Raw genomic sequence first — 21784 nt, 5'->3', positions numbered from 1 at the left:
TGCAATAAAGATTAATCCGTTAAGCTGTGAAGCAACGCAGCGAGTGTATCACTAGGGGAAGCTCCCAGCTCGGTACGGATCAACTCCGCATATGCTTCGTAGTAGGCAGTCACACGTTGGGAACCGCCTATTCGATAGTTCAGCTTCATCGCCGATTCCCTCAGCAATTCATCGTAAGGATCATGTTCAGCCAGCAGATCGGCGAGACGCAGCATCTTAAACGGCTCCGCCTCGGAATTCTCGTAATACAGGAGCAGCTTTTTTCCCAAATGCAGAAAATACTGACGGTACTGCTTGCGGTAAGGCTCGCACCAGGCGCTGTCGAACTCTGGCAGGAACGGCTGGCTGCAGCGCTGTACGAGCTGCTCGACACGGGCCAGATTTGCACCGTCAGGCTCAACGGCACTCAGCACGAAGCTCTCCAATTCCATCGCGTCCACAGCCGGTGCATCATCCGACAACACCAGTCTATAGCCATTCTTAACGGAAGTTAGCGTCATCTCCAAGCGGCAATCCCGGAACGTCTTGTTGATTCTGCTAACCGTGCTTCTAAGGTTGATGCCTGCCTTCTCCGTATTCTGCGCCGGCCAAAGCGCTTCGACCAGCTCCCACTTGCTGACCTCCTTCTCCAAAGGCTGCAGCAGCATGTAAGCAAACAGTTCCGCGCACTTTGAAGTTACCCAGCGAACGGGCTCCAGAACCTCATTCAACCGTAGTGCGAACTTGCCGAATAGCTCTGCAGTAACCGCCCGTTGCCCGCTGCCGCTATTGCCGACAGCGGCTTTGCGATGCTGGCGTCTTTGTGTGACACGTTCCAGCGAGCGCATCAAATCCTCTTCCATTACCGGCTTCAGCAAATAGTCGAGCGCATTGACCCGGAATGCATCAATCGCATATTGATTGTAGGCCGTAATGAATACAACCTCCATGTCGAGTTTGTCTGCATACACCCGTTTTGCAATCTCCAGTCCGCTTAGCTCCGGCATTTCGATATCCAGAAACAGTACATCGGGCTGCAGCGCCTTCGCCATTCCCAGCGCCTCATGAGGATTCACCGAGCAGCCCAGTACCTTCACACCGGCATTGACCAGCATTCTATCGATTTGCTCCACAACCAGCCATTCATCGTCTACAACAACGGCTCTCATCATCCTGCATCTCCCGCCTCTCCATGGGGTCCAGCCGCTCCTTCGCGGGAAGGAATCACGAATGCGACGGTTGTGCCTTTCTCCTGAACGCTCTCGACCTGCAAGCCTTGCCCAAACTCATTCATCAGCCGCTTATGCACGTTAATCATGCCAATACTTCCATCCAACCGGTCCGATTTAAAAATCCGTTCCTGCTGCTCGGCGGTCATGCCAACCCCGTCATCCTGAACGGCAATCTGCAACCCTTTCGGCCCCAGCTTTGCCCGAATGATTACCGTACCTCCTGAAAGTCTCTTCATCACGCCGTGACGAATCGCATTTTCGACCAGTGGCTGTAGGATCAAAGCCGGAATCAACGGTTCCGCCTGAACATCCACATCCCATTCCACATTTAGACGTGAGCCAAAACGAGCCTTCTCCAGCTCAATATAGGATTTGGTGAGAGACAACTCACGTTTTAGACTGACCTTAGCATGACGAGGGTCAAGATCAAAGCTGAGCCGTAAATAATTGCTGAATTCACCCAGCAGCTTGCCTGCACGCGCACCGTCACTATAGCATAGCGAGATAATGCCGCTTAAGACGTTATAGACAAAATGCGGCTTGATCTGTGATTGCAAGAACAGCGTCTCCATGCGAATGGCCTGCTCGACTGCTTCTTTCGCCTGCAGCAGTGTCTGCACCCGGGCTAGCAGTTCCTTGCCGCTGAACGGTTTCACTAGAAAATCATTGGCCCCCGCTTCAAAGCCCATGGCTATATCAGCCGGCGAGTTGCGTACCGTTAGCAGCAACACAGGCAGCTTGTAGAGCGGATTTTCTTCCCTGATGCGTCTGCAAACTTCATAGCCTGAGATCTCGGGCATCATCACATCGAGCAGCACAAGCGACAGATCATCACGGTGCTGCTGAACAAGCTTAAGCGCATCCGTTCCATTGTACGCTACAAGAATGTGATAGCGGCTGGGTGCAAACAACTCCTGCAGCACCTTGATGTTGGAAGCATCGTCATCCACCAGCAAAATTTTCACCTTGCCGGATTGCTCCGTTAATTGAACCGGCGCCTCCTCCATCGTCGGAGAACTTGCCCCCGGCAGCAGTTGGGGGGCCAGACCAGCAGCGGCTTGGGTACGGGTAGCTCCTATTTCCCTCTGTGTTGCCGTCGCCTCTGGCAGCCGCAGCTCGAATTCGGAGCCCCTTCCCGGCTCCGACCATACTAACTCCAGATCGCCGCCCATTTGCACCGCAAGCGCCTTCGATATTTTCAGCCCCAGACCGGAAGATTGAAAGGCCGAAACCTCCAGCCCTTCTTCCCCTCTATACAGATCGGCCTGAAAAAGCACCTGTTGACGCTCCGCGCTCATCCCCGCGCCGGTATCCACAAAGCTCAGGCGAAACCAGCCATCTCGCGATTCCGCGGCTACTCCCACGCTTCCCCGCTCCGTATATTTCAATGCATTACCGACTAAATTCACGAGAATTTGCTTCAGCCGGTTTTCATCGGTGAATAAATAGAAGGTTCCCGAAGGTACTTGATTGATCAACTGCACTTGATCGTTCCTGCGCAAGAACTTCAGCGCTTCGAGTGTCCCCTGTATCGTGCCGCTTACATCAAAGAGCCTATTATGGAACTTCAAACTTCCTTGCTGTAGGCTCTGAAAGTCGATAATATCGTTGACCAGTGTCGACAGGCGGGTTGCCTGCGCAATGATGAAGTCCAGATTATCACGATGCCGCTGAGCCATCTCACTCCCGTTCTGGTCGATGACCACCTGAGCCAGATTGATAATGCCGTGCAGCGGCGTCTTGAACTCATGGGACGTATGAATGAGAAATTCATCTTTTTGGCGATCGTATGCAATCAATTGCTCAGCCAATCGCTCGTTCCGCAAGTACGCCTCACGAACCCGATCGGACATAAGGAAGGATTGAGACAGAACAAGAAGCAGCGGCGTTACGATCATATAATACGGGTTGTCCAGCGCTAGCTGATAGCGTGCCTGAGCATAAACCCAACTAATGATGAGGAAAAACAGACCTAACAAAATATAGTAAACTTGAACTCCGCCATTCCGGGAGCGGAAAATCCATCGGGTAATGAAAGCAAAAACGAAGAGATGCAGAACGATCCCCAGCCAAAGAATATCTACCAAATATTCATTCGGGGTCGCTGCCAACAAAGCCAGAGACACATAAGAGATCCGGCTCACCCATTTATATTCCCGATTTTTTTTATGATCCAGATACAGATAGACATAGAGGGCAAACGATATAATAGACACATAAGGCAGCACAAAGAGCATTTTCTGCAAAAATAGGAAGGATATCGACGGGAAAAGAGTTGCCATAATAATTTCGTTATCAATGCTGAAAAACAGCCCTAATGACAAACAGAACAAGCTGAAAAAGGCGAGATAGGGCTCTTTCCTCCATTGCTTTAACATGCCTGCGAAATAAATCCCGAATACTAGCATCGTGGTGATGACAATCATATCCGCCAGACGGGCATTGTCGCGCCGGGCCAATACATCTGCTGTTAAGCCGAATTCCGGTGCCTGCACCAAACCGCCTTCCAGATAGCGGTAGCTGGCGATTTGGATGATGATGTCAATCGTACCGGTTTCCGCTTTGATTGTATCGAAGGTAGGGATATTGCTTGGTATAAACCCATCGGCCGACAATGCCGGTTTCCCCGTACTGCCAAGGTCCAATCCGTTGATGTAAATGTGGCTGGACAAACGCATTTTTTTGCCTCTAAGACTATAGAAATCCGGCTCACTAACCTCTATACGCAGACGGTACGTCCCTGCACCATATCCGCTGCCGGAGGAAGCGATACTCTTCCAGCCTCCAGGAACATATATCATTCGGCGCTCCGCTTCAAGCGCCTCACCGTTGGTGTTAAAGTCTTGCGGAGTCAGCAGCTTGTTCTCATAAAATTCCCACTCTCCCCGCAGCGGTACAATCCCTTGCTGTGCAAAGTCCCATTGCCTGGCGTCCAGCACTCCCCCGCGCGCTTCCGGGTACTGAAAGGTAGGATTAAGCCATTCATAGATGAATAGTGAAGTAACGACGGTGAAGACAGCAATCATGCCTATCAGTACCGTCCATTGTTTTTTCATCATACCCGGTCCCTGCTCCATGTTCGTATCCTCGCCCGATCATTTATCGTTGGTTGTATATAAGTATAAAAAAGGAAGAATATAAACTGATTATAACGGGAGGCGATAGAAGAATAATATAAAATTTTATCAAAAAAACACGAAAAACCGCGCAGCATCAAATTTACTTCACGGTTTTGGGGGCTAAATACTTAATTATGATCCTGATAAAACTTTAACACCTTTGAAAAGCAACGCGATTCTAAGAGGGACATATTTATTTTCTCTATATCACGAATAAACCTCTTTAACTTTCTTTTCAACTCATTTTCGAATTCGTACTTAGATATACAGACATCTATTATGGATTCCTTCTTCGCTTCCTTAAATTGTTCCTGGTTCGTATGAATAAAAGAACCTCTCGGAGATAGATCATAGTTCAATTCACTCAAACGGTATTGTTCGCCTTCCACTTTAATTTCTAACCAAGTCGATGAGTCCTCAATGTATTTCAATGCTGCATAATCGTGTGATTTCAAACAATGGTACACGTCGATTAGCAATCCAAAGTGGGTAAGTATTAGCTCTGAGAAACTTCTTTTTGCCGATAATGGCACGTCCAAAGGTGGATAAGGAATTAAGTCCTGTCCATCTATTACTAATGTAAATATGCCATAAATCTCTTGAAAATCGATATCAAAGGTGTTTACGTCTATGGTCTCTATTTCGGCTACATCGTCTTCGAAAATTTCGTACTTTATCTCAAACCTTGCCTCCAACAGCAACTCACCTCCGGACCTACTCACAAATTCCCCATACTCGACGAATGTTGGGTTTATCTTCTAAGAAAGAAAGATGAAAGACATCTGGATTGGATAAGGACTCCCACTCTTTGTAACCATAACGGTCGTCATAATATTTTAGCAGGAGTGAGATCAGGTTTCCGTGTGATACGAGTACAATATTTTGGCTCGCACGATCCAGAGCTTCCAAGACGACATTGCTTGCACGGCTCATAGCCGTATTACTGGATTCCCCACCCTCATAACATAAATCTAAGTCATCGTATGTCTTACGAAGCATGTCACGCCAATCCGCATGGTTTTTCCCCGATAATACTCTCTCGGCTAATCTTTCATCCGTACTAATCTCCAGACCCAATTTCTCGGCTAGCGGCGTTATAGTACGGCAAGCCCTCTCAAATGGACTAGAAATGATAGAATCGATATTTTTATCTGAGAAAAATTGAGCAAGCTGTTCCGCTTGCTGTGCGCCATCGTCGGTCAGACGAGCATCAGGTGCTTGCCCTTCCGCCTTGCAATGTCTCACCACGTAAATGTTTTTCATCCGTCGCTCCTCCTTACAAGCCGATATTGCTTTTTAATCCTTTGTAGCTTCCGGACTCAGGAAAGCCATTTTGGACAATGGTCATGAATTTTTCGGAGAATCCATAAGCTGTGAGATCGTGAATGGGAACCATCACCACATCATTTATAGGGTTACTATCAAATTCATTCGATGGCAGCCGTATTTCCCCTCCTATTTTTTGAAGCAGAAAAGTTATATGGATTAGAGAGGGCGATACATCGGGTATATCACATAGATATAATAACTTGGACACGTTAGTAGTAAGTCCTGTTTCTTCTTCAATTTCTCTTACAACTGCATCCTCTAGTGTCTCGCCTTGTTCAACTCTTCCGCCCGGTAGGGACCATTTGCGGTCAGATGTTACCCTCTGTTTAACTAATAAAATTTCTCCATCTTCAATTAGCACCCCGGTCACTCTAACCTGTAAAAGATTGCTCATCAATGCTCGCCTCCCCATAATTTTCAAAAAGAATATAGTAGCATATAATACCTATTATTGGTAATAAAAATAGGATCAAGTTGCAACTCTCTCTATAACAAGAGGTATCTGAATTATAGATTGGATAGGTTCTTCTAAGCCTTTCTAATCATGTACCTTAAGGGACTGTCGCTAGTCTAGCCTGCAACATGCTATCATAAAGAAAGATATTTTGTACGGAGGGGAAGGTTGTACGGTGTTAGGAGATGAAGCAAATGACGCACAAGCATTGGGATTGGACCAAATGCTGCTATTAGATCGGATGGATGAGGGGTCTGCGGACAATGATCCGTTGTATCCATTCGCCTTGGACGAGCTGCTTTGCCGCAGCGCCGGACAGGGCGGCCCGGCCATCTGCCATATATGGCGTCATCCGCGCGCCTTCATTATGGGGCTGCGCGACAGCAGACTGCCTGCGGCCTATGAAGCGCAGCAATGGCTGGAGGCGCAGGGCTGGTCGACCGCGGTGCGCCATTCAGGCGGAGCTGCAGTGCCGCTCGACTATGGCGTCGTCAATGTGTCGCTGATTTTGCCGAAGTCGGATACCTTAGACTTCCGCTTCCATGGCGACTTCGAGCGCATGTACGGCTTGATCCGGCATGCGCTGAGGTCCACAGGCCGCCAAGTGGACAAAGGAGAGATCGCCGGCGCCTACTGCCCCGGCGATTATGATCTCAGCATCGGCGGCCTGAAGTTCTGCGGCATTGCGCAGCGCAGGCAGGCGCATGCCTACATCGTGCAGGCCTTCGTCGTTGCGGCCGGATCAGGCCGCGAACGGGCCTCGCTCGTCCGCTCCTTCTATGAGCGGGCGGCCGGAGGAGACCGTAACGCGGATTATCCCCGCGTTACGGAAGAAAGTACGGCCAGCCTCGAAGAGCTGGCCGGTCTTGGCCCGAATGCCGCGGAGGTGTTCGCCGAAGCGCTGAAGCGCGTCATTCGGAGCGGCCAGACCGTTACGGGCATGCAAGAAGCGGCGGCCTCTCTCAACATGCCGACGGAAGAGCGCATCCGCGACATGATCGGCACGCTGCGCGGCCGTTATGCAATTGGGCCGGGCGGCAACTGATATAACAACTCGGAAAAACTTCCTTCTGTATAAAGAAATCCCCCCTCGCTTCAAGCGAAGGGGGATTTCTTTTATCTGATCCGTTCATCACCGCCGCGCCGACTTGCGCAGCAGTTGATTGACGACCTCTGAGAGAACAAGGCCGATTGCAATGGTGCCTGAGAGCATAAAGGCCCGAAAACCCAGCTCCAACGCGGCGTTGTAGTTATTCTCTACGACGTTGCGCATCGCATCGTAAGCGATGCCGCCGGGAACGAGCGGAATGATGCCCGACACGTTGAAGACGATGATGGGCGTCTTGTACATTCTTGCGAACAGCTGACTGATGACGGTCACGACGACGACGGCGATCAGCGTCGAAGGCACGACATCGACACCTAACTGCACGCAGCACATATACATGAACCAGCCGGCCATGCCAACGCTGCCGCATTGCAATAGCATCCGCTTCGGTACGTTGAAGATGAGGCCAAATGCTGCCGAAGCGATAAAGCTCGTGATCAGCTGTTCCACCCACATCATCGTCCAACCTCCTCTCTGCCCCTACAACAGGGAAAGCACAACCGCAATGCCAGAACCGATTGCGAATGCCGTTAAGAACGCCTCTGCCCCTTTGGACAAACCTGACACGAGATGCCCGGCCATCAAGTCCCGAACGGCATTCGTAATATGCAATCCCGGTACAAGGGGCATGACGGAACCGATTATGATGATGTTCAGGTCGTCGCCTAGGCCGTTTTGTGTGAGCAAGACGGCTGTGCCGCCAATTGCGGCTGCAGCTAGAAACTCGGCGAAAAACTTAACCGGTACAAAGCGATGAAGCAGTACAACCAGCAGGAAGCCAATGCCGCCTGCCAGAACCGCTGGCATGAAATCGCTCCAGCCCCCTTGGAACATAATGACGAAGCAGCCGCTCGCCACCGCCGCCGTAGCGATACGCAGCCACTCGGGGTATGCAAACGGCTGCTTATCCGTGTCTTGCAGCTGGCGCAAAGCTTCAGCCGCCGTCATTCCGTCTCCGCAGATGCGCCGGGATATATCGTTGACGATCGTTACCTTCTGCAAATTGGTGGAGCGCTCTGATATGCGAATAAGACGGGTAGCAGGAGCGGCCCCGTCGATCGCGAACAAAATACCGGTCGGCGTTACGTAGCTATGCGAATTGTCAAAGCCATAGGCGGCTGCAATCCGCATCATCGTATCCTCTACACGGGAGGTCTCGCCGCCGTTTTGCAGCATAATTTTGCCCGCAAGCAAGCAAATCCGCAATATGTCATGATCCGAGTAGGCAGCGGCTCTAGCGCCTGAAGAAGCCATATCGACTGCATCTTTATGCCCTCCTGCCCTAACAATGGCGGCATTGCCTTCCTCGCTGACCATACGCTCCATCACTGGTCGCTCCTTTGCCCGTTGCTCTTAGTGCGCCGACACTACTGCCTGGTCGCCATGCTCATGCTTTACCAGCGCATGCTTCTCCCATTTGCGGCTGCGCCAGCGCAGCGACATTAGAATAGCCCGGAGCCACTCATCGGTGGCAATCGCCAGCCATATGCCGGGAAGACTCATGTCCAGCTTAAAGACAAATAGATAACCTAACGGAACGCTAATACCAACCATCGTTACCATGCCGATCCACAACGGGAAACGGGCATCGCCCGCAGCTCGCAGCGAGTTGATCAACACGATATTGATTGTACGTCCCGTCTCCAGGACGATACTGAAGAGCAGCACATGCGCCCCAAGTTCAATAATGTTGAGATCATCGGTAAATATGGTCATCAAAGGCTGGCGGAAGATCATGACGAGCGCAACCATCACAGCTGTAGCGATACTAGCTGAACGTACGCTTTGCCATACGCGGCCATAAGCCTCGTCCTTCCGGTTGCCGCCGACATATCGGCCGACGATGATCGAGGTGCCTACACCGACTGCAAAAGCGAATAAGTAGATGAACATCGAGATGTTAGATGCATATTGACGGGCTGCCATCGACTCTTCACCCAGAAAGGTCGCATAGAAGAGGAACACCATCTGGCAGCTTTGGTACATCACCTGCTCGGTTGCCGAAGGAATACCGATCTTTAATATTTTGCCAACAAACGCCTTGGATAATGAAAAATAATAACGGAACTGAATTTTGATCTCCATAATCCGGTACAACAGCCATAGGAACACAAGCACCGCTATCAGCCGGCTAATGACGGTCGAGATCGCAGCCCCGTGTACACCCATCTCCGAAAAACCGAAGTTGCCGAAGATCAATGCGTAGTTGCCGATAATATGAACGACGTTCATGCCTAATGAAACGAGCATCGCTTCTTTCGTAAACCCGTGCACCCGAACAATCGCGGCAAGGGAATTCACAAGCGCCTGCAGAAAAATAAATCCGCCTACGAAGGAAAGATAGCTCTTCGCATGCTCTAAAATTTCGCCCTGCAAATTAAGAATCTGCAAAATCTGATTGCAGAACAATAGAAACGCGCCGCTAATCAGCAAGCCGACGATCAGATTCATCGTAATCGCTAACGCTGAGATGCGGGCTGCTTCCAGCAGCTTGCGTGATCCGATGTACTGCGCTACAACAATGGATGCCCCGTTGCCGATGACCTCCAAAATTAGAATCGCGATATGCAAGTACTGATTTGCTGCGCCAACGCCTGAGACGGCGTTGTCCGAAATCGCACTCAACATAAGCGTATCGGCGATCCCCATCATCATAAATAAAAAGATTTCCAAAAAAATCGGCCAAGTCAAATAGAACAAGTTAAAGGACTTGGCTTCCTTTTCCTCCAGTGTTGCGCTTGCCAAGATGCCACCTTCTCCACTAATATCGGTCTCTCTATCTCTTATAAAACAAACCGTATCTTAGCATAGTTCTGCGGCAATTGCATTAACAATATGAAAGTTAACATTAACTTCTTATTAAGGCGATTCACACCGGCTCTTGAGGTACGGAATGCTCTTCTTTTTGCCGGAATTCGGATGGCGTTTCTCCATACTTTTTACGAAACAGCTGCGAGAAATGCCGGATGTCCTGATAGCCAATCCGCTCGGCCACATCCGCCAGTTTGAGCTTGGGATTCATCAGCAGTTTCTTGGCTTGTTCCATCCGGAGGCCAATCACATATTCCTTGAAACCGCAGCCTGTCTTCTGCTTGAACAGCTGGCTGAAGTAAACCGGATTCAAATAGACGATAGCGGCAACTTTCTCCAGCGAAAGATCGGCATGGTAATGGGTGCGAATGTATTGCAGCGCCACCTCGACCGCTTGGTCGCCGCCGCTGGCGTAATGCTCGTAGACCTGCGTCGAAGAAGCCTGACGCATCCGCTGCACTTCGGCCGGTACGGCATGAATGTCTTGAATCAACTCCGAGTGCATGATCTGGAACGGAATGCGCAAATATTTGATCAAGTGGGTGCGAAGCTCATCCAGCAACGAAGTCAGGCTGGAGTCGCCCCCTAACGTAATGAGCCCTAGCAGGCTTTTACTATCTTGAATGGTCACGAAGCCGCTGCCATGCTTGCCGATCAGTTCGCCGAGCACGTTCTCGATGATAAAATGCTCAAGATGAACGACTTTCTCACTTTCCATTTTCACCATGATAAGATGAAATTGCGGATGACTGTCCATAAACGGCTTCACGTCGATCCGGCCGATATCGAGCCCCGACGCCCAGCGCTGAAATACGGCCTCGCGCAAATATTTGCGATTGACCCGCAGCAGCTCCGCTTCCTCCGTCAATTCTTGCTCCTTGCCGATCTCCGCAACCAGCTTCTCGATCATCTCCACCAGCACATCCTTGCCGATTGGCTTCAGCAAGTAATCCTTGGCGCCCAGCCTTACTGCTTCCTGCGCATACGAAAATTCAGAATGAGCGGAAATAACGACCCATTTCATGTTAGGGTAGCTGGCCGCCGTCAAATTCATCATTTCGAGCCCGGACATTCCCGGCATTAGAATGTCCGTCAAGACGATGTCGACCCTCTCCTTCCGAAGCTGGATTACAGCCTCCTCGGGGCTTGCAGCCAGCAGTACATTATATTGAGGGAAGCGATTGCTGAGCGTACGCTTAATGCCTTCCCGGATCACTTTCTCATCGTCGACGATTAGAATATTCATGGATTAAGCTCCTTTCTTCAGATGCTGACAGTTGTCATTAATGCTGCGGCGAATCAGAATGCTGACTTGGAAGCGGCATCGGCATGACGATGACAACCGTCGTGCCTACATCCTGCTCACTGTCGATACGCAGCCCATAGTTGTCCCCGAACATAAGTGCCAGGCGGTGATGCACATTAGGAAGGCCGATGCCGCGGCGCGTTCTGGCTTCGCTCTTCTGAGCCTGAGCCAAACGCGGCGCCGCAACTGCACCATTCTTGATGAATACCGGCTCATACATCGATTTGCGAATTGCCGTCAACGTCTCTTCACTCATGCCAACCCCGTTGTCTTCAATCACGATCCGGAATTCCTGCGTTTTCTCATCAGATTCGGCGTAGACGCGCAGCACGCCAAGACGATCGAGCGGTTCTAATCCGCTTTTAACGGCATTCTCGATGATCGGCTGCAGCGTCATCTTCGGCATCGGTGCATCCAGCCAGCTAGTATCGATGTTAATCTCCGTCGCGATGCGCCCTTCCAGCCGGTTCTCGATAATCGTCATGTAATGGCGCATCTGATCCAGCTCCTGGCCAAGCGTCGTCTTGGACGCTTCTTCCCAATCACTGCTGTAACGGAACATATGCGACAAGGATAAAATAACGCGCCCCAGCCTGTCATTCTCCCGTTCATCCAGCATCCAGTAAATCATATCAAGCGTATTGTATAGAAAATGCGGATTCACCTGTGATTGCAGCGCCTGCAGCTCCGCGTTCTTCTCACTAATCGAAGATAGCGTAATCCGTTCAATAAGCTCGTCCATCCGCAGCACCATTCTATTGAAGGAAGAGACGAGGCTGTTAATTTCCTCGAATGATTTGACGTTGACCGCACCGCGGAAATTACCAAGCTCTACTTGCTTCATCTCACGGATAAGCAATTTAAGAGGTGATGCAATATTGCGGGAAATCAGCGAAGCCAAGAACGTCGCGATAATAATAACGGCTAGAATAACAAACAGCAAATAGAGTCTCGTCTGCGCCAGCTCCGCGCTAATATCTTCTTTCGGCGTCAGGCTGTACACGGTCCATTCCGCCATTGCTGCGTTGGCGGCAACGATCAGCTGGTCGGTCTGATTGTCGACGACGATGTCATTTCGTTTCGGACGCGGAAGTCCGGCGAAGGAAGGCGGATCCTTGCGATCCTCCGGCGATTCTACCGCAGGCTCGGTCGATGCAATAATTCGGTTGTCGCGATCGACGATGTATACCCGGCTATTGGGGCTGATTGTCACGTTCGACAGCGCCGCCAGAATTGGTTTTGGGTTGGTCTCGATGAGTACAACACCAATCGGCTTATAGTTGGTTAAATCGTAGAGCTGGCGTCCAAAGACAAATACCGGGTCCTGTTGGAGCATGCTGTTGATCAGTGAACCTTCCGATAAGCCAAACCATTGCATTTTACCATTCGACTCCACCAGCTTCTTGTACCAGCTTGTCGAGCTGTAGTTGATATCGACGATTCCTGCGAAGCGCCGTTCGTAATTATAGACTTTGCCTTTGTTAGAAATAACATGAATGCCAATAATATCGTCCCGAGAATAATAGACGGCGCCCAATATATTCGTTATCGTTCGCTCGTTAATTACACTAATGGCTGCATCCTCTTCCTTATCGCGTTCTTGCAGCAGCCTTAGAAGTTCGTAGTTGCTGTTGAGCGATTTGGTAACGCTGTCATAGCCTTCAAGCATCAGGTCAAATAATCCAACCGTCTGCGAGATGTTCTTCACAGCCAGATCGCTGATCTTGGAATGGATGATTTCCGTTGTTTTCTGGTAATACAGTACGCTGACCAGAATGAGCAAGGCCAACATGGAGGTCAGAAAGAGAATAAAAAGCCTGCCGTGAATTGAGTGCCGCTTGAAAATTCTTGCCATAAATCGATGCTCGCCCCTCCATGTCTATTTGCCCTGATTGTAACATACTGCGACTTCCATTTACGATTGAAAACATAAACGGCTTTGCCGCGGAAACGGCAAAGCTCGAATAACAAGTCAGGACTCAAACGGAAAAAAGGCGAAGGGGATTAACCCTTCACCGCACCCGCTACCATGCCTTTAGTAATCTTATCGGCAAGCAGGAAGTAAATGATCACGACCGGCAATGCGCCAAGTACGAGGAATGCCCCGATCGCTCCATAGTTGACCGAATATTGACTGACAAAACTGTTGACCCCGAAAGGAAGCGTCTTGAGTTTTTCCGACGAAATGAAGGTCGCAGCCAAAATGTACTCGTTCCAGATGTTGATGAAGGTAAGAATCATAACCGTCATCATCGGCGGTACGGATACCGGAAGAATGATATTCCAGAAGATCCGGAACACGCCGGCTCCATCCACAATTGCAGATTCTTCAATTTCATTCGGAATCGACTTCATAAAGCTGCTGAGTATAAATACCGCAACTGGCGTCTGGAAGGCGATATACGGCAAAATAATTGAAGCGTGCGTATTGAGAATGTGCATGTTTTTGAAAATAAGCATGAGCGGCAGCAGCGTCGCTTGCATCGGGATCATCATCCCGATCAGGAACAGCAGCAGTACGACTTGGCCGTATTTCCATCTGAAACGGCTGATTGCGAATGAGACTAGCGAGGCCAGCAGCAATACGCAGACCATCGTGACAAGTGTTACGAATACACTATTGCCCAAATACTTGAAGTAATTACCGGACTCCACTGCCGTCTGGAAGTTCGCCCATTGCGGTGACTTCGGCAAGGAGAAAAAGCTGCCGGACAATATTTCTTCATTCGTTTTCGTCGAATAAATTAACAGCCAGAGGAGCGGATACAGCTGAGTAACGAGCAGCACGCCGAACAAGATAAAGACTAGTGCTTTGCCGATGCTGAATTTGCTCCGTGGCTTCATCTTTGCAGATGGTTTGATCGCACCCGCTTGCGCAGCCTGATTCATGGCAGTTCCCTCCTCCATTACGTATATTTCCGTTCTAAGCGGTTAAAGAGCAAGTTGATGAAGAATGTAGCAACGAGACAGAGTACAACCAGGAAGGCTGCAATCGAGCTGCCATAGCCATATTTCATCGACAGGAACGACATGTTGTACATGACCGTCGAGATTACGTCGGTCGCATGAGCCGGACCGCCGCCTGTCATAACCATAATGAGATCAAATGATTGTAGCGAACCTATAAATGCAAGAACGATCGAAATTTTAATGATCGGAATATTCACCGGTAGGGTAATGTGCCAATCGGCTTTAAGCCCTTCAGCCCCGTCAATTTTTGCAGCTTCATAAATGTCTGAAGGTATGTTTTGAATGCCTGTAAACTGAATCAATGTATGGTAGCCCAGGAACTGCCACACGGCTACAAAGTACAAGCTGTACATGGCCACGCTTGGATCAGTCAGCCAAGAATGTGTCCAGGATTGCAGTCCAATCGACTCCAGAACCTGATTAAGCATGCCGCCCATCGATGCCGGGTTGTAGATTGTTTTCCACAGTTGGCCGATTACGACAACCGACAGAATTGCCGGCAAGAAATAACTCGATACGAGAAAGTTCGGTTTTTTAACGAAACGGTTAAGCAGGATGGCCAGAAACAAAGCCAAAGGAATTTGAATACACATCGATACAACCGCGAACATTAAAGTCCGTTTGACAGCCGGCCAGAACACCGCGTCATGGAACAGCATTTGCTTGAAATTTTCTAACCCGATAAATTTCGACTCGCCGATTCCGTTCCAATCCAGCAAGCCGCTGTACAGGGATACGAGAATAGGGACGAATACGAAACAGACATAGAGCAGTAGACACGGCAATACGAACAGCGCTATCGTCCACTTCGATACTCTTAGTACGTTCATCTCGCGCTCCTCCTTGAATGACTCATGTAAGCGTAAGGAGCGAAGGGATTTCTTGCTTTCGCAAGGCACCCTTCGCGCCGCGCTTCATTTCTCTTTGTAATGGTTCTTATTTGTTGCTTTCGTACGCTGTTTGGTGCTCTTTCGCAACGTTAGCTGCATCGTTTTTCTTAACGAACAGGTTTTGGATCGAAGTCAAGTGAGCTTGTGCTGTAGCAGGGTTCATTGTGTTATCGAACGCAATGTCGCCGCCTTTAACGTCTTTGAACATATCCAGAACTTCCATTGCCATGTCGGAGTAGCCGGCAGCTTTGAAGTCGCCTTCTACTTTTTGTGCAAGACCTACAGCGCCTTTAGCGGAGAAAGTCTCTTTAGGGAAGTTGATCATGAAGTAGTTCAAGAAATCTTTTGTTTCTGGCAGATGTTTGCTGTCAGCGGAGATCGCGAACGCGCTGCCTGGAGCAAGCATGAATTCGTTAGGGTCGCCTTTGCCGTTTACAGTAGGGAACTTGAACACGCCGGCTTTGCCGTTGATGGACGAAGTTTCAATACCGCCTGTTGCCCAGCTGCCCATGTAGTACATAGCCGCTTTACCTGTTTTGAACAGGTTCTCGCCTGCGTTGTAATCGAAGGAAGTTGCGCCTTCTTGGAAAGCGCCTGCTTGAATCAGGTTTTGGAAAGCGTCTGCTGCTTCTTTGAAAGCAGGATCTTCGAACGTTTTCTTGCCGTCAAGCACTTCTTGCAGGAAGCCAGGACCGTTTGTGCGAAGCAGAACGTTCATGAACAAGAACGAACCTGTCCAGGAATCTTTCTCGCCGATTGCCATTGGCTGGATGCCTTTTGCTTTCAACGCTTTAACAACGTCAACCATTTCTTCGAACGTCGTTGGCACTTTCACGCCAGCTTGCTCGAACAGTTCTTTATTGTAGTACACCAGGCCGATGTTGTTGCCATCTGGCAAAGCGTAGATGTTGTTGTCGAACGAGTAGAAGTCAAGAATGCCTTCTTGGAAAGTGTCTTTCAGACCGTTTTGGTCCAGCATATCGTTCAGTGGAGCAAACAGCTTCGCGTCAACGAAAGGTTTCATTTGAGCGGCCGGGTTAACAACCGTAATATCAGGAACCTCGCGGGATGCCGCTTGTGTTTTCAGCTTCACTTTTTGTTGGTCCGTGTTCAGCGAGTCAAGCTCGATTTTCACGTTTGGATGCTCGTCTTCATAAGCTTTAACGATTTTCTTCATGATGATGTTCTTCGGATCAGTTGGATCCGGGTAGATGTTTTGGAACGTAATCGTTATATTTTCTTTTTTGCCGCCTGTATTGCCTTCGTTGGCTTTATCTGTGCCGCTGTTTGTACCTGCATTGCCGCCGTTGTTGCCGCAAGCTGCAAGGCTCAGAGCCAGCGTACCCGCCATAACAAGCTTCAAAATGCCCTTCATGTTCTTCTTCATTGTTTTATATCCCCCTTATTTGTGGATGTGTTCATTATGCCTTGAACTGGAACCCCTTACAATGCGGGAACTTAGGATAAAAGGTGTGTTTTCTTTAGATCGGCATCTGAAGTTTACCCACCTTGGGAGTATGCCGCGCGCTGTCCCTAGTCCCTGAGAACGACAAAAAACAGGCACAGCGGTCTGGCCGCTATGCCTGTTAGTATGGATTTAGGTATCAATTGCTATGCGATTTTTCTTGCTGTTCCAGTCGAGCTTCATCTTATTCATCTTGCAGAAGTCGCGCAACGGAATCATGACGCCTTCTTTCCGTTTCATCGGTTTGAGCGAAGTAAATTCCGCCTCTTTCCCGTTCAGGAACACCTGAACCTCTCCATCCTCTACCGTCAATCCTTTCAGCTTCTCAATGAGCTGTTTGGACGATTCGCCGTATTTGGAGCCGTTGACCCGGAAGCCGTTCGTCTGGCCTTTGCCGTTAATGCCTTCTTTGACCGTAAAGCTAAGCTCAATACCCAGCTTCTTCATAATAGCAAGCACTTCATCATTATAAGCGCCGTAAGGGAATGCCACCACGCTCATCGGATTGTTCAGCTCTTGCTTCAGAATCCGCTCCGCTTCCGTCAGGTCATTCGTAATTCTCGCCGTGTACTCCGCGTCGGTCTCCATGCGTTTCTCATCTTTAAAATATTGCTTGCGCGTCATCACCGGCTTCTTCAAGCCGTCCTCACGCATCGCTCCATAGCGGTGCAGGTTATACGTATGATTATAGAAGTCCATTCCCGACTTTTGCATTTCGCGCATTTGATCCCAGGTCATCTTAGGAGCCCCGTTCTTATTGTCGCCAACAGAGGATACGATGACAAAATTAACGGCTGGATATTCGTAACGCTTCAAGATCGGATAAGCATCGGTATAGAACGATTCATAACCGTCGTCAAACGTCAGCAGCACCGCATTGTCCGGCACCGTGCCTTCACGCAAAATAAAATCAGCGTACTGCTTGATGCTTATAACATGGAAGCCGTTCGTTTTGAGCAGCTCCATTTGTTCTTCGAATTGTGTATCCGAAATCGCGGACTTGTCTTTCTGCGGGTCCTTGGAAATATCATGATACATCAGAACTGCAACCTGATTAGAGTAAAAAACGCCGTTATTGCCGTTGTCTTGCTTGAGCGCCCATTCCAGCTTCACATTAAACGTACTCTCCAGAAAAGCTGCCGGCACCATCGGCTCGCCTTGATCCACTGTCAGAGCAGGAGGCTGCTTCACTTTCTCGCCGTTCACCGTAAACGTTACTTTATTGTTCGGGCTTAAAGCCGACTCTGAGCATGCGGATAGGATTGCAACTAGGCCAATGACAAGGATGAGTGTCATCCATCTTTGCGGAGCTGCCAGACTGAAGTTTTGCTTTTTTTTCATCAATACAAATTCCCCTTAAAAAATGATAATTGTAACATTCAAGCTAAAGAGGAATTGTTATGCTCTGCATCAAACGACTAACAGATTCCCTAACCTATGAACGGCGGCCAGCAGCTAAAGGTTGCTTTTTTTATTAAAAAAAATTAATTCACCTTTAATTTTACAATTGCAGTTTTTTCAAAACCATGACGGCAGCACCCGCTGCAACCGCATCCTCTTTCAATATCCCTTTGGAAAACAACGGTTTATATTTGGGATAATAATACGTATTCTGCTCGGCCACGCGAATCGCCGTATCGAACATCGTTTCATGCGCGTTGAGCAGCGCCCCGCCAATAATAACCTTCTCCGGATGAAGCACATTTATTAAGTTCGCCAGGCCAATGCCTAAATAAGCTGCCGCCTCGTTGAAAATGTCGAGCACGTCAGCATCACCTTTCGCCAGTGCACGAATCATCGTCTCGAACGTAATGGGCTCTTGGGCGGCGAGCGCCGTTGTATCGCCTTGTTGCAGTGAAAGGTTCGCTGTTCCGGCAACAGAGGACAAAGCTCTCACTTTGCTTTCCAGTGCCTGCAGCGATACAAATGCTTCCAGCGCACCGTAATTGCCGGTATCGTGGAGCCGTGGACCGCCGGCCTGAATAATCATTTGACCTACGGCACCTTCCGTATCCGTTGCCCCGTACACGAGCTCTCCGCCGGACATCATGGCCGACCGCAAGCCCGCTCCAGCATGCACATACAGCATATGCTCGTATCTTTCGCTCCGCAACGCCCAATGCTCGCCAATTAAGGCGGTATTGGCCCCGTTGTCCAGCAGCGCCGGAAAACCAAGCCGCTCCTCGAGCAGGCTGCATATCGGCAGATCACGCCAGCCGCTTGCCGGGAACAGCACCGGGTCGACGATCAGTCCGCGTTCCCGGTCAAGCGGGCCAACAGCACCGACTCCGATGCCGATAATCTGTTCTGAAGACAGCTCATGCTGCTTCAAGAACGATTGAACCGTCTCCTGCACCCGGTCGATGAACCTCTCCGGCGTCATCGTCTCATCCATCGTCCAACGGACGAGCGACAACCGGTTCATATGTAAATCATATAATCCCATGGAAGAGTAAATCCGTGAAATTTCGAGCCCTAATAAATAGCCGCGATGAGCATTCGTCTCATATAAAATGGGAGGCCTGCCTCCCGTCGAGTAACCGAGCCCTTTCTCCTGCAGCCAGTTCTCAGCAATCAGCTCCTCGAGCAGACGCGTCATGCTGTTGATTTTCAGCTTGAATTGCGTCATCAGCTCGGCTTTCGAGACGATGCCGTTTCTGGCGATATAGTCATAAACCTGTTTTTTGGTCGTCATTTTATTCGTCATAATATTCCTCATCCGATAACGGAAATAAATTCCCATTTATTATAACCGAGCGGGACGCTACTAACAATGAATCGATCAACGGTATAATAATTAAGGAAAGGGCATTGTAGTGAGTTGGATGAATTGAATGGGAATGGAATGTGAAGCAAAAAGGGGATTATACGATGAGAATTACAATTTTAGGAGCTACCGGCCGCGTGGGCGGGCGCTTGATGGAATATGCTTTGAAGGATGGACATGAGGTGACATTGCTGGTACGCTCGCCAGAAAAGCTGAGTAGTCCCTTGGAACGGTTAACAGCTGAAGAAGATCATGGAGCCTTCGACAAAGAAAATGCACTGCATCATGCGGCGTTCATCAAAGGTAACGGTCTGGATAGAGTAACGATTATCCAAGGAAGCGTACTGGATGAGGCGGCACTGAACGAGGCCGTAAAAGATGCCGATGCTGTCGTAAGCGCGATCGGGACCGACGGAGGAACCACTTTATCTGTTGCGATGCCGCTGCTGATTGAGGCGATGCAAGCTCATAACGTCTCGCGGCTGATCGCTATCGGCACGGCAGGTGTGCTGGAAAGCCGGGCGGAGCCGGGTTTACTGCGCTATCAATCGAGCGAATCGCGCCGGACGCTGACTCGGGCAGCAGAGGAGCATCATGTAATGCTGCAGGCCATAGAGCAGTCCGATCTGGACTGGACGCTCGTCTGCCCGACCTACCTGCCGGACGGCGAATACACCGGTATTTACCGGACGGAAAAAGATTATTTGCCGATAGACGGCAAACAAATCTCCGTTGCTGATACCGCTGATTTCGCCTACCGGCAATTGGGCAGCGCCGAATTCGTCCGCTCTCGCGTCGGAATCGCTTATTAAACAAGAATTAAACAAGAACATTTACTTTGCTGGCAGCCCTTTTCGCGCGCGTAGCTCCCCCTCATACAGTGCATCGCGAGGGGCGGCTGCATACTACTGGCAATTAACCGAGCAGCGCGGCAATTTCGCTTTCAATTTTTTCCGGTGCATCGTTCGGAGCAAACCGTTTCAGTACACGGCCATCGCGGTCAACGAGAAATTTCGTAAAGTTCCATTTAATCGCCTTGGAGCCAAGCACGCCCCGTGCATTGCTGCTCAGATGATCGAATAGCGGATGCGCTGTCTTGCCGTTTACATCAACTTTTCCATAGAGCGGAAACGATACGCCAAAGTTAAGCTCACAAGCCTCGGCGATTTCCTCATTGCCTTCCAGCTCTTGATTCAAAAATTGGCCGCTTGGGAAACCGAGAACGGAAAAGCCTTTATCATGGTACGTATCATGCAGCTTTTGCAGCCCTTTAAATTGCGGAGCAAGACCGCATTTCGTTGCGGTATTCACAATTAGCAGCACTTGGCCTTTATAAGGCTCAAGCGTCTTTTTCTCGCCGTTGACAGCATCGACCTCAATATTATAGATAGACATATTCAATCGCCTCCTGAATATCATTATTTAATTGGATTAATTAAATTTGTTACAATTAGATTGTATAAAATTTATTGAATGATGTCAATTTTCTTTTGACCATGCATCTCTTCTTCTTAAACGGACTTTGCGGTTTTGACACTTTTGGCTTAGTGGTGCTACAATATGATAATAAATTGCATACAATTTAAAAAAATGATCGCCGCAAGGAGGGGACAAGATGAACGATAAAGACGAACTTTTAAAACTGGAAAACCAGCTTTGTTTCGCTTTCTACGCCTGTTCGCGTGAAATAACAAAGCTTTACCGGCCGATCCTCTCCGAGCTCGATCTCACGTATACGCAGTACATTACGATGTTGGCGCTTTGGGAAAAAGACGGCGTAACGGTCAAAGACTTGGGCGCACGCCTGCTGCTGGATTCGGGCACATTGACGCCGCTGCTGAAAAAGCTCGAAGCCATGCAGCTTATTACACGGGATCGGGATAAAGCAGACGAGCGCAATCTCGTCATCCGCGTAACGGAGCATGGCGCCCAACTGAAGGAGAAAGCGATGTGCGTGCCAGCCCAGCTGTCACAGCAGATGAACATCCCGATTGAAGAGGTCAATTCCATTCGCGATCAGATTCAAGACTTGCTCAGCAAGCTGGAGCCAACGGTTTAAACCCTTTGCTTGAGGAAACCCCCGCCTGACAATTCGTCAGGTGGGGTTTTTATTATCCGGGGCTCGCAGCGAGCTGCTTGGTACTCCACTTGCGGTCTACATAAGACCTTCAGAGGGTTTTAACAGCAACAGCCTAGCTCCTTTTCCGCCGCCATATCGCATTTGCGAGCTACAAAAGACCCTCTCAGGGTCTTATCCCTCTATAAAACCAACTTCCGGCTCGCGTTAAGACCCTCCGAGGGTCTTAACGACTCTAGCCTAGCTCCTTTTCCGTCGCCATATCGCATTTTCGAGC

General features: G+C 49.5%; 19 protein-coding genes. 3 read left to right on the top strand and 16 right to left on the bottom strand.

Annotation, left to right across the window (positions count from 1 at the left end):
- Window positions 1-11: 11 nt before the first annotated feature.
- The 5 genes from IEX98_RS15795 to IEX98_RS15775 form a co-directional block, all read right to left on the bottom strand.
- Entirely contained in the window at window positions 12-1151 is a 1140-nt protein-coding gene (locus IEX98_RS15795) for a response regulator (protein WP_188890159.1), read from the bottom strand.
- Window positions 1148-4270 (bottom strand): hybrid sensor histidine kinase/response regulator, encoded by a 3123-nt coding sequence (locus IEX98_RS15790; protein ID WP_188890158.1) that lies wholly within the window; start codon window positions 4268-4270, stop codon window positions 1148-1150. The genes IEX98_RS15795 and IEX98_RS15790 overlap by 4 nt, the downstream gene beginning before the upstream one ends.
- A gap of 188 nt (window positions 4271-4458) precedes the next feature.
- Window positions 4459-5025, bottom strand: a complete 567-nt coding sequence (locus tag IEX98_RS15785; RefSeq protein ID WP_188890157.1) for a hypothetical protein — start codon at window positions 5023-5025, stop codon at window positions 4459-4461.
- Window positions 5026-5044: 19 nt separating this feature from the next.
- Window positions 5045-5593, bottom strand: a complete 549-nt coding sequence (locus tag IEX98_RS15780) for a histidine phosphatase family protein (protein WP_188890156.1) — start codon at window positions 5591-5593, stop codon at window positions 5045-5047.
- Between the two features lie 13 nt (window positions 5594-5606).
- Window positions 5607-6053: an NUDIX hydrolase gene (locus tag IEX98_RS15775; RefSeq protein WP_188890155.1), complete on the bottom strand. Its 447-nt coding sequence runs from the start codon at window positions 6051-6053 to the stop codon at window positions 5607-5609.
- A 283-nt stretch (window positions 6054-6336) separates the two neighbouring features.
- On the opposite strand from IEX98_RS15775, the gene IEX98_RS15770 reads away from it, so the two are divergent.
- Window positions 6337-7158, top strand: a complete 822-nt coding sequence (locus IEX98_RS15770) for a lipoate--protein ligase family protein (protein WP_188890284.1) — start codon at window positions 6337-6339, stop codon at window positions 7156-7158.
- Between the two features lie 87 nt (window positions 7159-7245).
- On the opposite strand, the gene IEX98_RS15765 is transcribed toward IEX98_RS15770, so the two are convergent.
- The 10 genes from IEX98_RS15765 to IEX98_RS15720 form a co-directional block, all read right to left on the bottom strand.
- The gene (locus IEX98_RS15765; RefSeq protein ID WP_188890154.1) at window positions 7246-7680 is read right to left on the bottom strand and encodes a threonine/serine exporter family protein; all 435 of its coding nucleotides are present in this window, start codon (window positions 7678-7680) and stop codon (window positions 7246-7248) included.
- Window positions 7681-7701: 21 nt separating this feature from the next.
- Window positions 7702-8475, bottom strand: a complete 774-nt coding sequence (locus tag IEX98_RS15760) for a threonine/serine exporter family protein (RefSeq protein WP_188890283.1) — start codon at window positions 8473-8475, stop codon at window positions 7702-7704.
- A 99-nt stretch (window positions 8476-8574) separates the two neighbouring features.
- Complete coding sequence (locus tag IEX98_RS15755) at window positions 8575-10008, bottom strand: MATE family efflux transporter (protein ID WP_374705356.1); 1434 nt, start codon at window positions 10006-10008, stop codon at window positions 8575-8577.
- Between the two features lie 82 nt (window positions 10009-10090).
- Window positions 10091-11278, bottom strand: coding sequence for a response regulator transcription factor (locus IEX98_RS15750; RefSeq protein WP_188890153.1), 1188 nt, complete (start codon window positions 11276-11278; stop codon window positions 10091-10093).
- A gap of 37 nt (window positions 11279-11315) precedes the next feature.
- Complete coding sequence (locus tag IEX98_RS15745) at window positions 11316-13193, bottom strand: cache domain-containing sensor histidine kinase (protein WP_188890152.1); 1878 nt, start codon at window positions 13191-13193, stop codon at window positions 11316-11318.
- Between the two features lie 149 nt (window positions 13194-13342).
- Window positions 13343-14182: a carbohydrate ABC transporter permease gene (locus IEX98_RS15740; RefSeq protein ID WP_374705355.1), complete on the bottom strand. Its 840-nt coding sequence runs from the start codon at window positions 14180-14182 to the stop codon at window positions 13343-13345.
- Window positions 14183-14244: 62 nt separating this feature from the next.
- Window positions 14245-15138 (bottom strand): carbohydrate ABC transporter permease, encoded by an 894-nt coding sequence (locus IEX98_RS15735; RefSeq protein ID WP_188890150.1) that lies wholly within the window; start codon window positions 15136-15138, stop codon window positions 14245-14247.
- Window positions 15139-15244: 106 nt separating this feature from the next.
- Entirely contained in the window at window positions 15245-16585 is a 1341-nt protein-coding gene (locus IEX98_RS15730; RefSeq protein WP_188890149.1) for an extracellular solute-binding protein, read from the bottom strand.
- 210 nt (window positions 16586-16795) lie between these two features.
- Window positions 16796-18004, bottom strand: a complete 1209-nt coding sequence (locus IEX98_RS15725) for a polysaccharide deacetylase family protein (RefSeq protein ID WP_188890148.1) — start codon at window positions 18002-18004, stop codon at window positions 16796-16798.
- 160 nt (window positions 18005-18164) lie between these two features.
- Entirely contained in the window at window positions 18165-19370 is a 1206-nt protein-coding gene (locus IEX98_RS15720) for an ROK family protein (protein ID WP_188890147.1), read from the bottom strand.
- Window positions 19371-19534: 164 nt separating this feature from the next.
- Between IEX98_RS15720 and IEX98_RS15715 the strand changes: the two genes are divergently transcribed.
- Complete coding sequence (locus IEX98_RS15715) at window positions 19535-20242, top strand: NAD(P)-dependent oxidoreductase (protein WP_188890146.1); 708 nt, start codon at window positions 19535-19537, stop codon at window positions 20240-20242.
- A gap of 103 nt (window positions 20243-20345) precedes the next feature.
- Here the strand turns inward: IEX98_RS15715 and IEX98_RS15710 are convergent, their stop codons facing one another.
- Window positions 20346-20825, bottom strand: coding sequence for a glutathione peroxidase (locus IEX98_RS15710; protein ID WP_188890145.1), 480 nt, complete (start codon window positions 20823-20825; stop codon window positions 20346-20348).
- Between the two features lie 220 nt (window positions 20826-21045).
- Between IEX98_RS15710 and IEX98_RS15705 the strand changes: the two genes are divergently transcribed.
- A complete protein-coding gene (locus IEX98_RS15705; RefSeq protein WP_188890144.1) occupies window positions 21046-21489 on the top strand; it encodes a MarR family winged helix-turn-helix transcriptional regulator in 444 nt (147 codons plus the stop codon).
- Window positions 21490-21784 lie beyond the last annotated feature (295 nt).

It is taken from the genome of Paenibacillus radicis (ex Gao et al. 2016) (assembly GCF_014641555.1).
Taxonomy (GTDB): domain Bacteria; phylum Bacillota; class Bacilli; order Paenibacillales; family Paenibacillaceae; genus Pristimantibacillus; species Pristimantibacillus radicis.
This window is presented reverse-complemented; position numbering and strand designations above follow the sequence as displayed.

Coding starts and splice junctions, on each gene's coding strand:
- IEX98_RS15795 (WP_188890159.1), bottom strand. CDS start 1,151: ATGATGAGAGCCGTTGTTGTAGACGATGAATGGCTGGTTGTGGAGCAA.
- IEX98_RS15790 (WP_188890158.1), bottom strand. CDS start 4,270: ATGATGAAAAAACAATGGACGGTACTGATAGGCATGATTGCTGTCTTC.
- IEX98_RS15780 (WP_188890156.1), bottom strand. CDS start 5,593: ATGAAAAACATTTACGTGGTGAGACATTGCAAGGCGGAAGGGCAAGCA.
- IEX98_RS15775 (WP_188890155.1), bottom strand. CDS start 6,053: ATGAGCAATCTTTTACAGGTTAGAGTGACCGGGGTGCTAATTGAAGAT.
- IEX98_RS15770 (WP_188890284.1), top strand. CDS start 6,337: ATGCTGCTATTAGATCGGATGGATGAGGGGTCTGCGGACAATGATCCG.
- IEX98_RS15765 (WP_188890154.1), bottom strand. CDS start 7,680: ATGATGTGGGTGGAACAGCTGATCACGAGCTTTATCGCTTCGGCAGCA.
- IEX98_RS15760 (WP_188890283.1), bottom strand. CDS start 8,475: ATGGCTTCTTCAGGCGCTAGAGCCGCTGCCTACTCGGATCATGACATA.
- IEX98_RS15750 (WP_188890153.1), bottom strand. CDS start 11,278: ATGAATATTCTAATCGTCGACGATGAGAAAGTGATCCGGGAAGGCATT.
- IEX98_RS15745 (WP_188890152.1), bottom strand. CDS start 13,193: ATGGCAAGAATTTTCAAGCGGCACTCAATTCACGGCAGGCTTTTTATT.
- IEX98_RS15740 (WP_374705355.1), bottom strand. CDS start 14,182: ATGAAGCCACGGAGCAAATTCAGCATCGGCAAAGCACTAGTCTTTATC.
- IEX98_RS15735 (WP_188890150.1), bottom strand. CDS start 15,138: ATGAACGTACTAAGAGTATCGAAGTGGACGATAGCGCTGTTCGTATTG.
- IEX98_RS15730 (WP_188890149.1), bottom strand. CDS start 16,585: ATGAAGAAGAACATGAAGGGCATTTTGAAGCTTGTTATGGCGGGTACG.
- IEX98_RS15725 (WP_188890148.1), bottom strand. CDS start 18,004: ATGAAAAAAAAGCAAAACTTCAGTCTGGCAGCTCCGCAAAGATGGATG.
- IEX98_RS15720 (WP_188890147.1), bottom strand. CDS start 19,370: ATGACGAATAAAATGACGACCAAAAAACAGGTTTATGACTATATCGCC.
- IEX98_RS15715 (WP_188890146.1), top strand. CDS start 19,535: ATGAGAATTACAATTTTAGGAGCTACCGGCCGCGTGGGCGGGCGCTTG.
- IEX98_RS15710 (WP_188890145.1), bottom strand. CDS start 20,825: ATGTCTATCTATAATATTGAGGTCGATGCTGTCAACGGCGAGAAAAAG.
- IEX98_RS15705 (WP_188890144.1), top strand. CDS start 21,046: ATGAACGATAAAGACGAACTTTTAAAACTGGAAAACCAGCTTTGTTTC.